Source organism: Actinacidiphila polyblastidii, assembly GCF_036353415.1.
GTDB classification, from domain to species: domain Bacteria; phylum Actinomycetota; class Actinomycetes; order Streptomycetales; family Streptomycetaceae; genus Actinacidiphila; species Actinacidiphila polyblastidii.
Genome location: NZ_JAZEWV010000040.1, coordinates 20,571 through 33,702, shown reverse-complemented (window position 1 = coordinate 33,702; position 13,132 = coordinate 20,571). Strand labels below are relative to the sequence as shown.

The window sequence follows — 13,132 nt, the reverse complement described above, 5'->3', positions numbered from 1 at the left end:
GACCCGGGCGGACCCCGGCCTCGACTCCGGACCGCGACCCGGACGCGAACCCGGACCCGGATCAGCGGCGTCCGGCGAACGATCCTCGCTGCTCACCGAGGTCGCCGGGCACGCCGTCGCGGCCGGCGGCCGATCCGGCGCCGGTGCTTATCGGGCAGACGGTGATCTCGACCTGGGCGCCCAGGCCCTCGGCCAGCATCGCCAGCGACCGCACCGTCAGGTCCGCCTCACCGGCGAGCATCCGGTGCACACACCCCTCGCTGACCCCGAGCCGGTCGGCCAGCTGCGCGTAGCTGACGCCCTGGGCTGTCAGCAGGCCCTCTATCGACACGGCCGCCGCACGGGCGAGCCGCGCACCGTCGACGTCCGCATCCACTGGCGTCCTGGACCAGAAAGGCAAGGCGCTACCCCCAGATCGATCGCAGGCCCGTCAAAGGCCCACGGCCTGAAGCATGCCACCACAACGGTGCCGGAAAAACACCCCCGAGCGGCCCGGACGCCGCCGAGGAGGGCACGCGGCCCCGGCAGGAGCCGGTGGCCTGCGCCGATCGCGCCGGACCGCGCCGCCGGTCCGGACACGCCGGTTCACCCGGAGGCAGGCACCGCCCGAACACCAGCCCGTACCCGCGGGATTGCCGGACGCCACCCCGCGCCACCCGGGTGGGTCCTCGGGGCGGGCCGGCGGTCCCGCGCCGCGGCGGGTCAGCGCCAGCCGAGGTCCGGGGCGACGTGGGTGAGGATGCTCTCCAGGAGGTGGGCGTTGTAGTCCACCCCGAGCTGGTTCGGAACGGTGAGCAGCACGGTGTCCGCGGCCTGGATCGCCTCGTCCTCCTGGAGCAGCTTCACCAGCTGGTCCGGCTCCGCGGCGTAGGAGCGTCCGAAGATCGCACGGGTCGTGTCGTCGATCATGCCGACCTGGTCGCGCGAGTCGCGGTCGCGGCCGAAGTAGGAGCGGTCCTGGTCGGTGGTCAGCGCGAAGATGCTGCGGCTGACCGACACCCGCGGCTCGCGGGTATGGCCGGCGTCCTTGTACGCCGCGCGGTACGCCTCGATCTGCTTGCGCTGCTGGACGTGCAGCGGCTCGCCCGTCTCGTCGTCCTTCAGCGTAGAACTTTGCAGGTTCATGCCCAGTTTCGCCGCCCACACCGAGGTCGCGTTCGAACCGGAACCCCACCAGATCCGGTCGCGCAGCCCCGGGGAGTGCGGCTCGACGCGCAGCAGCCCCGGCGGATTCGGGAACATCGGCCGCGGGTTCGGCTGCGCGAAGCCCTCGCCCTCGATCACCTGGAGGAACCCCTCCGCGTGCCGCCGGGCCATGTCCGCGTCGCTCTCCCCGTCGGCAGGCGCGTACCCGAAGTACCGCCAGCCGTCGATCACCTGCTCCGGTGACCCGCGGCTGACGCCCAGCTGCAGCCTGCCGCCGGAGATGAGGTCGGCCGCGCCGGCGTCCTCCGCCATGTGGAGGGGGTTCTCGTAGCGCATGTCGATCACGCCGGTGCCGATCTCGATCCGCGACGTCCGTGCGCCGATGGCGGACAGCAGCGGAAACGGGCTGCCGGCCTGCTGCGCGAAGTGGTGCACCCGGAAGTAGGCGCCGTCCACCCCCAGCTCCTCCGCCGCGACCGCGAGGTCGATCGACTGCCGCAGGAAGTCCGCGGCGGAGCGCGTCTGGGAGTGCACACTGGGCGACCAGTGCCCGAACGAGAGGAATCCGATCTTCTTCACACCAGGTCACAGCGCCGCAGGGCCTTCTTTGATTCCCCGTTGGCCCGCGGACTGCGACAAGCCGTGAATCAGACCGGAGGTGGAGGGAAGGCGGGACAGAAGAGATCTCCGTGGCGTCAGTGAACAGCTGCACATCCAAGCCACGGTTGAGAGGAGAACACCATGTCTGCACCGAATGGTTCGGCGGTTCGCCCTGAGGACGTGCTGCCGGCCGGCGTCGACAGCACGGTCATCAACGGGGTCACGGTGCGCAAGGGCTTTGTCACGGCTCTCGTCGCCAACGCCAAGGCGCTCGACGGCCAGACTCCCGGCAGCCGGGACCACGACGACCTCGTGGCGGAGATCCGGCAGCTCGTGCCGGGTCTGCGGGCGATAGGCCTGTTAGACGTCTTCAGTCCGCGGTCGCCGGAGCTGGCGCGCATCATCGAGGAGACCGCCTGACCGACGTCGGACGCCGCCGTGGCCTCGGGCCACGGCGGCGTCGTCGCGTCCGCAGGATGCCGGCAGCCCGACGCCCGGAAGGGACCGCTCAGGATCGGGTGGCGGTGTCGCTGTCGGGGTGGAGCGCGAAGATCTGGTCGAGGCCGACGATGTGCAGGATGCGCCGGGTGTGCGCGGGGACGCCCGCGAGGGCGATGTCCGCACCGGCGGCCTGGGCGTGGTGGCGGGCGGCGATCAGCGCGGTGATGCCGCTGGAGTCGCAGAACTCCATGCCGCTCAGGTCCAGGACCAGGCGCCGGCCGGGCTGGAGGGGCAGCGTCGGGAGCAGCTCGCGCAGTTCGGGGGCGGTGCTGTAGTCGAGCTCGCCGACGAGCTCCAGGAGCGGACCGGTGGCGGCGTCCTTGACGATGATCTTCAGCGGGCTCATGGTGTGGTTTCCGTGTACTGATCGGGGGCCGGGACGCCCAGGGCGAGCAGGGCGGTGTCGTCGTCGAGGCCCTTGCCGAAACTGTCGAGCAGGCCGACCAGGGCCTGGATCACCGCGTGCGGGCGCCGGCCGGCGTGGTCGGCGGTGAAGGCGAGCAGCGCGTCGTCGCCGAAGAGGGTGCTGCGGTCCGCGCCGGTGCGGGCCTCGGTGATGCCGTCGGTGTAGAGCAGCAGGGTGTCGCCGGGGGCGAGCACGGTCGTGGCGCCGGCGAAACGGGCGTGGGGCACGATGCCGACGAGCAGGCCGCCCGGGGTGGGCAGGAACTCGGCCGTGCCGTCGGCGCGCGTCACGATGGCAGGGGGGTGGCCGCCGGACGCCAGTTGGACGGCGGCCTGCCCGGTGGCCGGGTCGGTCTCGAGGGTGCCGACGATCGCGGTGCAGTAGCGGGGGTCGCCGCCGCCGGCGTAGCGGGCGTGGAGCACCGTGTTGAGCGTGGTGAGCGCGGCGACGGGGTCGGCGTCGTGCAGGGCCGCCGCGTGCAGGGTGTGGCGGGTCAGCGAGGTGAGCGCCGCGGCCTGGGGTCCCTTGCCGCAGACGTCGCCGAGGAAGAAGCCGAAGCGCTTGGCGTCGAGGGGGAACATGTCGTAGAAGTCGCCGCCGAGCCGGTCGGGGGAGGCGGTGTGGTAGTGCGCCGCCGTCTCCATGCCGGGGACGTGCGGCAGGACGTCGGGGAGCAGCGACTGCTGGAGTACGGCGAGGGCGTCCTGCAGCCGCGCGCGGTCGGTCTCCGCCTGCGTGCGCGCGGCCTCGGCGGCCTTGCGGCCGCGCAGCAGCTCCTCCTCGTAGCCGCGCCGGTCCCGGGCGTCGAAGACGCTGCTGCGGATCAGCAGCGGCTCGCCGGTGGTGCCGTGCTTGACCACTGAGGAGACCAGCACCGGCACCCGGCCGCCGTCGTCCCGCCGAAGCTCCAGCGCTATGCCCCTGATCTCGCCCTGCATGCGCAGCAGCGGCGCGAAGTGCGTCTCGTGGTACAGCCTGCCGCCCACGGTCAGCAGGTCGGTGAAGCGCTTGCGGCCCACCACCTCCTCGCGTCCCACGCCGAGCCAGTCCAGCAGGGTGGCGTTGATCTTCGCGATGGTGCCGTCCATCAGCGTGGACAGGTACCCGCACGGCGCGCCGTCGTACAGCTCCTCCGCGCTGTCCTCCAGGAGCGCGGCGAACGCCGCGCCCGGAGCGGCCGCCGCTCCGGTCTCGTGCGGGTCGGGCCGCTCGGAGCGGGCCATCACCGCAAGCCCGCCAGGAAACGCGTGAGGGCGGCGTTGGTGGCCCCGGCCGCGGACAGGTGCGGGCAGTGTCCCGTGGCGTCCAGGGTGATCAGCGTGGAGCCGGGGATCGCCCGGTGGACGTAGGCGCCGACCTCCCGGGGGGCGATGACGTCCTGGGTGCAGTCCAGGACCAGCGTCGGCACCCGGACGTTCTTCAGCGCGTCCCGCGAGTCGGACAGGAAGGTGGTGCGGGCGAAGACGCGCGCCATGTCCGGATCGGTGGCGCAGAAGCTGTTCGTCAGTTCGTCGCCGAGTTCCGGCCGGTCCGGGTTGCCCATGATCACCGGCGCCATCGCCGAGGACCAGCCCAGGTAGTTCGACTCCAGGGACGCCAGCAGCTCGTCGATGTCCTCGGCGCTGAAGCCGCCGCGGTAGCCGTCCTCGTCGATGTAGCAGGGCGAGGGAGCGACCATCACCAGCGCGCGAATCCGCTCCGGCGGCATCATCCCCGCGGCCGTCACGCCGATCATCGCGCTGACGGAGTGCCCCACGAACACCGCGTCGCGCAGGTCCAGCGCCTCGTGCACCTCCACCACGTCCCGCGCGTAGCCCTCCAGCGTGGCGTAGCGCTCCTGCGAGAACGCGGACGGGTCGGCGCGCCCCGACCCCACGTAGTCGAAGAGCACCACCCGGTACTCCTCGGCCAGCGCGGGCACCGTGAGGCGCCACATGTTCTGGTCACAGCCGAAGCCATGGGCCAGCACCACCGTCGGCCCGTCCGGGTTGCCGGTGACGCTGACGTTGTTCCTTCGGACGATGTCCATACCGGCCAGTCTCTCAAATCCGGCCGCCGGCCGTCCCCGGCCGTCCCCGGCCTCCGCCGGCTGTCCCCGGCCTCCGCCGGCGTCAGTCGTCGAACATCTCGAAGAGGGTGGTCAGGCCCTCGGCGAACAGCGGGTGCGTGAGGATCGCGTCCGCCATGGCGGTGTGGGTGAGGCCGCCCAGCATGGCGACCTGGATCATGGTCATGATCTCGCCGCCCTCGCTGCCGGGGACCGCGCAGCCCAGGATGCGCCCGCTGTCCCGGTCGACGACGACCTTCATGAAGCCGCGCGTCTCGCCGGTCTCCAGGGCCCGGACGACGGCGCTCATCGGAAGCCTCGCCACCCGGATGTCGCGCCCCTGCGCCCTGGCCTCGCGTTCGGTCAGGCCGACGCGGCCCAGCTGCGGGTCCATGAACACCGCGTGCGGGACGAGCCGGCCGCGCGTGCTCGCCCGCCGGTGCTCGACGAGGCGGGCGCGCAGGACGCGGTAGTCGTCGTAGGAGGAGTGGGTGAAGGCCGGGCCGCCGGTGATGTCGCCCATCGCGTAGACGCCGGGGACGCCGGTCTCCAGGTGCTCGTCGACCTCGATGAAGCCGCGGTCGTCGAGGCCGATGCCGGCCTCCTCGGGGGTGAGCGCCTCCGTGTTCGGGACCCGGCCGACGGCCGCCAGCAGGTGCGAGCCCTCGAGCCGCCGCTCACCGTCCGGCAGGGAGACGGCCAGCCGCAGCGGGCCGCCGCCGGCCTGCTCGACCCGGACGGGCGTCGCCGAGGTCAGCACCGTGATCCCCTCGTCGCGCAGGATGGCGGTGGCCTCGTCCGTGACGTCCTCGTCCTCCGCGGTCATCAGGCGCGGCGCGCGCTGGACGAGGGTGACCTCGCTGCCGAACCGGCGGAACATCTGGCCGAACTCCACCGCGATGAAGCCGCCGCCCAGCACGATCAGGTGCTCGGGCAGTTCACCCAGCTCCATGACCGACGTGGAGTCGAGTACGGGGACGTCCTCCGCACCGTCGATCTCCAGCGGCCTGGGCCGGGTGCCGGCGTCGACGACGACCACCGGCGCGGTGAGCTGCCGCCTCCCGCCGCCGGTCAGCGCGACGTCGAGCGTCTTCGGCGCGGTGAACCGGGCCTCGCCCTTGATCAGTTCGAGTCCGTCCTGGTCCAGCCGGCCGGCGTAGTTCTGCCGGGCGCCGGCGACCATGGAGCGCTTGCGCTCCCGTACCGCGGCCAGGTCCACCGACACCGGGCCGGTGCCCACCCCGTACTCCTCGCCGCGCCGCGCCTGGTGGGCGAGGCGTGCGCTGGCGACCATCGTCTTGGTCGGGGTGCAGCCCCTGTTGACGCAGACGCCGCCGAGCGGGCCGCGCTCGACGAGCGCCACCCTCCCGCCGGCCCTCGCCAGCTCGACCGGGAGGAACCGGCCGCCCTGGCTGGTGCCGACCACGATCGCGTCGTACCGGTCCGCTGTCATCGTTCCGTCTCCCTTCACCCGCCGTCTCCCGTCGTCCGTCACCCGTCTCCGGTGGCCGCAGATACGGCGCCGTACCGCCGTGGTCGCCGACCTCGCAGGTCAGCCCGCGGTCCAGGATCAGGCCCAGGGTCAGCGGCGCACTGCCGTGGCGGAAGGTGTCGGTGACCGGTTCGCTGACGATCAGCGCGGCGCTGGACGCCGTGCCCTCGCCCTGCCCCGCGGCCCTGGAAGCCAGGGGGCCGGGCCCGCACCAGCCGCCCGCGAAAGGACGTGCCGCTGTTCAGCACCTCGCGTGCGAGATCCTCCGCCGCTTCCTCCTCCACCACGTGATGGGAGACGCGGAAACGCGCAACTGCGCTCCGTCGCACTCCGTCACCGCGGTCACCTCCTGTGCGTCCGACGTCGGGCCGGCCGCGGGCAGTCCCACCCCTCCGGTCTACCCCCGGACGGCGCAATCGGCGACTCTGCGAGCGGGTGACGCGGCCCGGTGCCCGCCGGACCGCGCCATCGCCGAGGCGGCGGCGCGGCTCAGGCGACCCGCGAGCGCCTGGCGGTGGTCGAGGCCCGCTTCGACCCCGGCGACCTGTCCGCCGGCAGCCACCCCCCGCCCCGGTAGGCGGCTCGGCGTCAGGGCCGCCGGAAGGCGGCCGCGTGGTGGCGGGCCCACTCCTCGAAGGTGCGCGGCGCCCGGCCGGTGACCTGCTCGACGGTGGGCAGCACCCGTGACTCGTCGAGAGTGCCGTCGACGTAGAAGCTGAAGAAGGCGTCCACGTAGGCGACCGGCATGGCGGCCTCCATCTCGGCCCTGGCCTCGGCGTCGGTGAGGCCGACGCAGCGCAGGTCGCGGCCGAGCACCCGGCCCAGCGTGGCGATCTGCTCGTCCACCAGCAGCGACCGGGGCCCGGACACCGCGTGGATCACGCCCTCGTGGCCGTCGTCGATCAGCGCCCGCGCCGCGACGGCCGCGATGTCGTACGGGTCGACGGGCGCGGCGCGCACCGTGGCGAAGGCGACCCGCACCACGTCCCCCTCCGCCAACTGGTCCTTCCAGCGGAGGGCGTTGGACATGAAGGCGGTGGGGCGGACGAAGGTCCAGGGCAGGCCGGACTCCCGCACCGCCTGCTCGGACTCGATCATGTAGCGGGCGACCGCGTTGGTGAGGTCGCCGCCCGCTGCCGAGCCGCCGGACAGCAGCACCACCCGCTTGACCCCGGCGTCGGCGGCGAGCGCCAGCGTGTCCCGAAGGCCCTCGTAGCCCGGCATCAGGAACAGGCCCTGCGCACCGGACAGCGCGTCCTCGAGGGTCTCGGGGCGGTTGAGGTCCCCGACGGCCGTCTCGGCGCCGGGCACCTCACGCGGGGTGCGGACCAGGGCCCGCACCCGCTGTCCGGCCGCGGCGAGCGCCGCGACGAGTTCGGAGCCCACATTGCCGGTCGCACCGGTCACCACGTACATCGTTCCCCCTGCCCGTTTGACCACTCGCCTGACGGCCCGTCCACCCTACGGCCCTACGGCCTGCCGGGTGGATCTCCGTGGCGCGTCGTGGCGTCGCGGCGCCCGGCGGGTGGCGGGTGGCGGCGGGCGGCGTCAGATGGCGGGCCGGTAGAAGAAGGTCTTGCGTCTGCTGATCCGCCCGCCGCTGATCCAGTACCAGTCCGCGAACGTCTCGTGGAGCGGCTCGCCCGAACGGGAGACGCCGCTGAACTCACCCCAGCAGCTGACCTCGCAGCCGCTGCCCAGGCAGCCGCGGATCAGGTGCCTGCCGTCCGCGACGACGCGTTCGCCGCGGTAGAAGGCGAGCAGCGAGGCGATGCCGCAGATCGGTGCGTACCCGGGCCGCTCGTAGCAGACCGAGGGGGTGAAGAGCTGGGGCAGCGCCTCCCAGTCGTGGCCGTCGATGAGGGTGAACAGCCGCAGGACCAGGTGCTCGTGGGGGTCCACGGCGGTCGCGTCTCCTTCGGACGGCGGGCCTTCAGGCAACGGGGTGCTGGTCGTCCCGGGAACGGAGGTCGTCGTGGGTGAGGGACCGCTGGCCGTGCTGCAGTTCCCTGAACCAGTCGAGGTAGTGGTTCACCACGTCGCCCTTGGTGTCCTCGACGATGTGGATGCCGGTGAGCTGGAAGTGCGCGGACTCCGGCACGCCGTTGACCGGTATGTGCTCGTTGACCTGCAGGATGATGGTGCCGCCGGTGTTGCGTCCGTTGTTCTTCCGCTTCACCACGACGAACGACATCGGGTACTTGGCGGTGACCGCGTCCAGCGACACCCCCTGCCCGGGAGCGTCGGTCTTCAGGCTGATGACGCGCCGGTAGTGCCGCAGGTAGCTCGGCTCGACGGAGTCGGAGAGGAAGACCGACGGCCGGTCGAGCACGTCGAGCGACGGCAGCTGGATGAGCCGGTGGTAGGCGACCCCGTGCAGGAACCGGTTCTCGATCCGCCGCAGGTACTCCTCCTGCAGCCGCTCGACCGCCGGATCGGAGCGCTGGTGGAAGACCTCGACGAAGGAGTTGACCGCCAGGATCTCGTCGCCGTCCTGCGCCTTGTCGATCACCTCTCCCGCCTTGCGGTACAGCGCCTCGGCCTGCTGGAGGTGGTTCGACTCCGGACCGCGCCGCGCCGGCAGGTACTTGATGTACGCGCCGGTGCGGTCCCGGAACTCGTCGAACGAGACGTCCACGTGGTCGCGCAGCTCCCGCAGCGCCGCGCGGGTCGTCCGGCCCTCGTCGGCGGTGTCGGCTGACGCGGTCATCGCGGCGTACACCAGGAAGGCGAGCAGCGCCAGGACGCCCGCCAGCAGGCCGGTCTGCGAGCTGGAGATGCCGTTGCCGAGCCAGTCCTGCAACACGTTGAGGACGGCGGCGAACGGGATCGCCGCCAGAAAGGCGGCCAGCAGCCGGTTGACCCGCCGCCGCGCGTCGTGCCGTTCCCGCTGCCGATCGGGATCGGCGTCCCCCCGCTGTGTCGTCATGCTGTCCACCGTCCTTTCACGGAGTGGTCCTGTCATGGGTCGTGGGTCATGGGGCAGTGACACTTCCATCGTGCGGACCGGGATGTCCGGGCGGACCCGAGATCTCCCCGACATGCCGCTCATATCCCCCCGCGGAGGTGAGGAGATGTCCTCATTGCGGAGCCCGTCGTACCGGTCGTCCGCCCGATTCGCCCGCAGCGTCGTGGAGTCGGGCGGCCAGGGGCGCGGCGCAGGGCGCAACCGGCGCCAGACGAAGGGGGGATGGCCCAGCCGGGGGTGGCCGCGGTCGTACACGTTCAGCGCCGCCCACCCGGCCACGCACAGCGCGATGCCCGCCTTCGCCGCCCATCGCCAGGCCACCGGCCCACCGCCGTGCGCAGGGCTGAGAAGTCCTGCCAGACCGGCGCTGCCCGCCACCGCCCACAGCAGCGGGTACACCCCGAGCTGGTGCCAGATCTTGGTCGGCGACCAGGCCTGCGCGGAGGTGTAGAAGCCGCGGCGCAGCTCCCCGGCCCACTGCACCACCCCGTACGCCAGCCACCCCGCCGCCGGCAGCAGGATGCCCGGCGGACGGGCCGCCCACGCCATGGCCGCCGGCGGGCCCGTGGGGGCGAGCAGCACGCCCAGACCGCAGGCGGCGGCCAGCAGCGGATCGCCGTACACCACCGCGGTGAACTCCTGCCGCACCCGCACGCGGCGGCCCTCCAGCACGGCGGCGAGCAGGACATGGACGCCGGGCGAGATGACGAAGGCCGCGACCGCCGCGACGAACGGCCCGGCCGACAGCAGCGGCCGCAGCGGACCCGGCCACGCGGGGACCCCGGCCGCGGCCGGGCCGCCGCCGTGCAGGGCGGCGAGGCCGCCGAGGACCGTCACCGGGCCGCCGTCCCGGTGCCGGGCGCCGGACCGCGCCGGTAGCGGCCGCGCACGATCTGCTCGACCTCCCCGTCGCGGAAGAAGTTGGCGTGCCGCACCGCGAAGGCGTGCAGAGGCGCGATACGGGCCCGGTTGCGCTCGTCGGTGCGGGGCTCCAGGTCGGGGGAGGCGCCCACCAGGCGGTGTTCCGCCTCCCGCATCGGCGCGTAGCGGTCCTGCAGGAAGCGGTCGAGGGTGCTCTCCGCGACCTTGGCGCGGGCGGCGACCTCCGGGCGCGAGGAGAACACCGTCAGCGCCCGCCAGATGTCCAGCTGGGTGGTGCTGCCGACCAGCCGCTCCAGCAGCGAGGGGCCGCTGCCGCCACGGGCCGGGCGGTAGCGTTCGGCCAGCCCGCGGCCGGGCCGCAGCCCCTGCTCCATCGCCGCGACCAGCCCCGTGACGTCGGCGATCGGGCCGGCCTTCGAGGCCAGCGCCCACGGTTCGAAGTAGTGGAAGGCGGCGAGCAGCAGCAGCCCCCGGTTCTCGTCGATGTCCGCGCACCACACCACGCAGGGGATGCCGGCCTCGTCGAGCAGCCGCAGCGCGACCAGCCCGGTCTCCGGGCTGCCGGGCCCGAAGTCGAGGTCCACCATGGCCAGCTGGAAGCCGCGGTCCACGGCGAGGAGCTGCCGCAGCTCCCGCGGGCTGCGCACGCCCATGACCTGGTGCGCGCGGCCGTCGGCCGGCGCGGGAGCGGTGGCCAGCGCCAGCGCGAGGGAGTCCTCCGCGGCCACCGCGTCGTCCACGACGATGATGCGCACGGCGCTCACGCCCCCTTGCCGGCGGTCCGCTGCCGCGGATCGGGCAGCGGATCGAGCGGTGAGTCGTCCGGCCGGGCGGCCCGAACCGGCCGGACGATGCCGGGCGGGCACCCCCAGCGCGCCGCGACGTGCTTCCACCTGCCGTCGTCCACCACGTCGATTCCCCCTCCGTACCGGCCCAGCAGGATGTCCTGCACCTTCAGACTCGTCAGCGGGTTGCGCGCCGCGCCGGGCGGGAAGCGCTCCCCGTCGTCGGAGACCCGCAGCAGGCACAGCTCGGGCCGCTCGGCGTCCTGGACCAGGAACTCGACGCGCACCCGGCGCGCCTGGGCCTTGAGCGCGTTCATCATGAGATCCGACATCAGCGACCGGACCCGCTGGTAGTCGGTGCTCGTCAGCCGCACGTCGACGTCGCCGGACAGCTCGCACTCCTCGTGCCGGCCCCGCCACGCGTGCGCGATCAGCGGCTCCAGCCGCATCCACACCTCGCGCACGGACCCGGACTGGCTGTCGGGGTCGGCCCTCATGATCGCCTGCCGGGCCTCCTCGATGCCGACCAGCACCTCCCTGGACAGCGAGCGCAGATGGCCCAGGTCGGGCGGCGGATCGTCCTGCTCGGCGTACCGCGCGAGCACGCTGACGCTGTTCTTGAGCATGCTGTGCACGGCGGAGGCGCTGTTGAACCGGGCCAGCCGGTGCTGGGCGACGGCGGTGTGCACCGCGGCCCGCAGCATGGCGGCGAACATCGCCCACACCGCGTAGAACAGCAGCGGCGACAGGGTGAGCGCGGCCACGAACCCCGCCGGCACCTCCGCCGCCGCGGCGCTCCACGGCCACAGGACGGCCACCAGGAGCAGGCCGTGCACCGGCGGGATGAACCAGCGGAAGACCCGCATCCCGCGCGTCGGCGCGGCGGTGACGGAGTACCAGCCCGCGTCGATCACCGCCTGCAGCACCGCGTCCCAGTTGTACGCGATGCACAGGGCGACCCCGGCGGTACGGGCCGGCGCGGGCAGGCCGGACAGCGGGAGCGGCCCCACGAACAGCCAGGTCGCCAGCAGGATGCCGACGCCCTCCAGCAGCCCCGAGGCGTCCACCGACGCCTTCTCCCGCACGCTCAGCAGATGGCGCACGAGCGGCCCGGCGGCGGGCAGCCGGGCGAGCAGCGGCAGCTTCTCGGAGAAGCTGTGCCCGAACGCGAGAGCCAGACCGCACGCCCCCGGCAGCAGCGACAGCACGATGCGCGGCAGGCCGGCCGCCGGAGACCACGCGAGCGCAGGCACCGCCGCGGCGCCGTACAGGGCCAGCCGGACCCAGCACCCCCAGCGCCACAGCGTCCGCGCGGCGTGGATCGCCGTCTCGAAGACGACGTCGGCGTCGTGGTCCGCCGGCCGCGCGTCGACCGCTGCCTGCCGATCCGCCTGCCGATCCGCCGGCCGGCGGCGCGGCTTCCCCCTGCCCCACTCCATGGACGGCGCCTCCAAGCCGGCACGGTGCTGCATGCGTTACCACGATGACGCACCGGGACCCCGGCGCGGTGACGAAATCTCCTACGGTCCCGGGCGGACGCCGATCCCTGCCAGGGCGGCTGGGACGGCGGGGGCGGGTGGGGAGCGGACCGCCAGTGGGGCCGCGTGGCCTGCGGAGGTCCTGTCCGCGCGGACGACGAGGGGGCGGGCCGACGGGGGACGGACGGGAGGGCGGCGGCCGGGCCCGCGGAGCCCCCCGCGGAAGGTCCCCTACCCGCGGCCGACCCGCACTGGCACCCTGGAGGCATGCATCGCAGCGAGCCCGGCGATCGGGTGAGGCTCCTTCAGGAAGCCGCCGACGCGCAGCTGAGGCAGTCCTTCCGGGACACGCCGTATCCGGTGTACGAGCTGCGGAGCCCCTGGTTCTCGCCGTGCGCGCTGGGGGAGAGCCATCGCGTGGACGGCTCCCTGCAGGCGGTGACGCTGATCTACGGCCCCTGGGAGCCGGGCCTGGCGCACGTCCGGGTGACGACCTGGCACGACCTGCCGGGGCAGGACTTCCGCCCGGACGTGCCCGCCGCCCTCGTGGCCGCGCCGACCGAGCCGGTCGCGGTCGCGGTCGGCGGCACGACGGCGCCGGCGGCCTTCGCCGCGCTCCCCGACTCGTCCTGGTCGCTGCGGGTGGACCAGGGTCCCGTCCACCTGCTGGCCTGCGGCCGAGGGACGATCGGCGACCTCGCGTTCGAGCGGGTCACGGACCTGGAGCCGGCCGTCCAGGCCCGCGCCCACCACCTCGCCGCGCTGCGCGCCTGAGTCCGCCGCGCGTCCCGGTGGCGTTGCCCCGGTGGCGGTGTCTCGGTGCCCGG

13 protein-coding genes are annotated in these 13,132 nt (G+C 73.6%); 2 read left to right on the top strand and 11 right to left on the bottom strand.

Translation table 11 applies throughout. The annotated features are described in order from the left end of the window. Positions 1 to 61 precede the first annotated feature (61 nt). Positions 62 to 376 (bottom strand): helix-turn-helix domain-containing protein, encoded by a 315-nt coding sequence (locus V2S66_RS29780; protein ID WP_330799847.1) that lies wholly within the window; start codon positions 374 to 376, stop codon positions 62 to 64. A 326-nt stretch (positions 377 to 702) separates the two neighbouring features. Then, positions 703 to 1,725: an LLM class flavin-dependent oxidoreductase gene (locus V2S66_RS29775; RefSeq protein ID WP_330799846.1), complete on the bottom strand. Its 1,023-nt coding sequence runs from the start codon at positions 1,723 to 1,725 to the stop codon at positions 703 to 705. Between the two features lie 162 nt (positions 1,726 to 1,887). Here V2S66_RS29775 and V2S66_RS29770 point away from each other — a divergent pair, with 162 nt between their 5' ends. Further along, complete coding sequence (locus V2S66_RS29770) at positions 1,888 to 2,166, top strand: hypothetical protein (protein WP_330799845.1); 279 nt, start codon at positions 1,888 to 1,890, stop codon at positions 2,164 to 2,166. Positions 2,167 to 2,254: 88 nt separating this feature from the next. Here the strand turns inward: V2S66_RS29770 and V2S66_RS29765 are convergent, their stop codons facing one another. The 9 genes from V2S66_RS29765 to V2S66_RS29725 form a co-directional block, all read right to left on the bottom strand. Continuing rightward, the gene (locus tag V2S66_RS29765; protein WP_330799844.1) at positions 2,255 to 2,593 is read right to left on the bottom strand and encodes an STAS domain-containing protein; all 339 of its coding nucleotides are present in this window, start codon (positions 2,591 to 2,593) and stop codon (positions 2,255 to 2,257) included. Continuing rightward, entirely contained in the window at positions 2,590 to 3,876 is a 1,287-nt protein-coding gene (locus tag V2S66_RS29760) for a PP2C family protein-serine/threonine phosphatase (RefSeq protein WP_330799843.1), read from the bottom strand. The genes V2S66_RS29765 and V2S66_RS29760 overlap by 4 nt, the downstream gene beginning before the upstream one ends. After that, on the bottom strand, positions 3,876 to 4,682 hold the full coding sequence (locus tag V2S66_RS29755; RefSeq protein WP_330799842.1) for an alpha/beta fold hydrolase: 807 nt from the start codon (positions 4,680 to 4,682) through the stop codon (positions 3,876 to 3,878). Before V2S66_RS29755 ends, V2S66_RS29760 begins: the two co-directional genes overlap by 1 nt. Before the next feature lie 82 nt (positions 4,683 to 4,764). After that, the gene (locus V2S66_RS29750; protein WP_330799841.1) at positions 4,765 to 6,153 is read right to left on the bottom strand and encodes a mercuric reductase; all 1,389 of its coding nucleotides are present in this window, start codon (positions 6,151 to 6,153) and stop codon (positions 4,765 to 4,767) included. Between the two features lie 627 nt (positions 6,154 to 6,780). Continuing rightward, a complete protein-coding gene (locus V2S66_RS29745) occupies positions 6,781 to 7,608 on the bottom strand; it encodes an NAD(P)H-binding protein (RefSeq protein WP_330799840.1) in 828 nt (275 codons plus the stop codon). Positions 7,609 to 7,740: 132 nt separating this feature from the next. Further along, positions 7,741 to 8,094, bottom strand: coding sequence for a nuclear transport factor 2 family protein (locus V2S66_RS29740; RefSeq protein ID WP_330799839.1), 354 nt, complete (start codon positions 8,092 to 8,094; stop codon positions 7,741 to 7,743). 31 nt (positions 8,095 to 8,125) lie between these two features. Continuing rightward, a complete protein-coding gene (locus V2S66_RS29735; protein ID WP_330799838.1) occupies positions 8,126 to 9,997 on the bottom strand; it encodes a hypothetical protein in 1,872 nt (623 codons plus the stop codon). After that, positions 9,994 to 10,806 (bottom strand): hypothetical protein, encoded by an 813-nt coding sequence (locus V2S66_RS29730; RefSeq protein ID WP_330799837.1) that lies wholly within the window; start codon positions 10,804 to 10,806, stop codon positions 9,994 to 9,996. The genes V2S66_RS29735 and V2S66_RS29730 overlap by 4 nt, the downstream gene beginning before the upstream one ends. Beyond that, complete coding sequence (locus V2S66_RS29725) at positions 10,803 to 12,299, bottom strand: sensor histidine kinase (RefSeq protein WP_330799836.1); 1,497 nt, start codon at positions 12,297 to 12,299, stop codon at positions 10,803 to 10,805. Before V2S66_RS29725 ends, V2S66_RS29730 begins: the two co-directional genes overlap by 4 nt. Before the next feature lie 273 nt (positions 12,300 to 12,572). On the opposite strand from V2S66_RS29725, the gene V2S66_RS29720 reads away from it, so the two are divergent. Further along, positions 12,573 to 13,079: a hypothetical protein gene (locus V2S66_RS29720; protein WP_330799835.1), complete on the top strand. Its 507-nt coding sequence runs from the start codon at positions 12,573 to 12,575 to the stop codon at positions 13,077 to 13,079. The last annotated feature ends 53 nt before the right edge of the window (positions 13,080 to 13,132 follow it).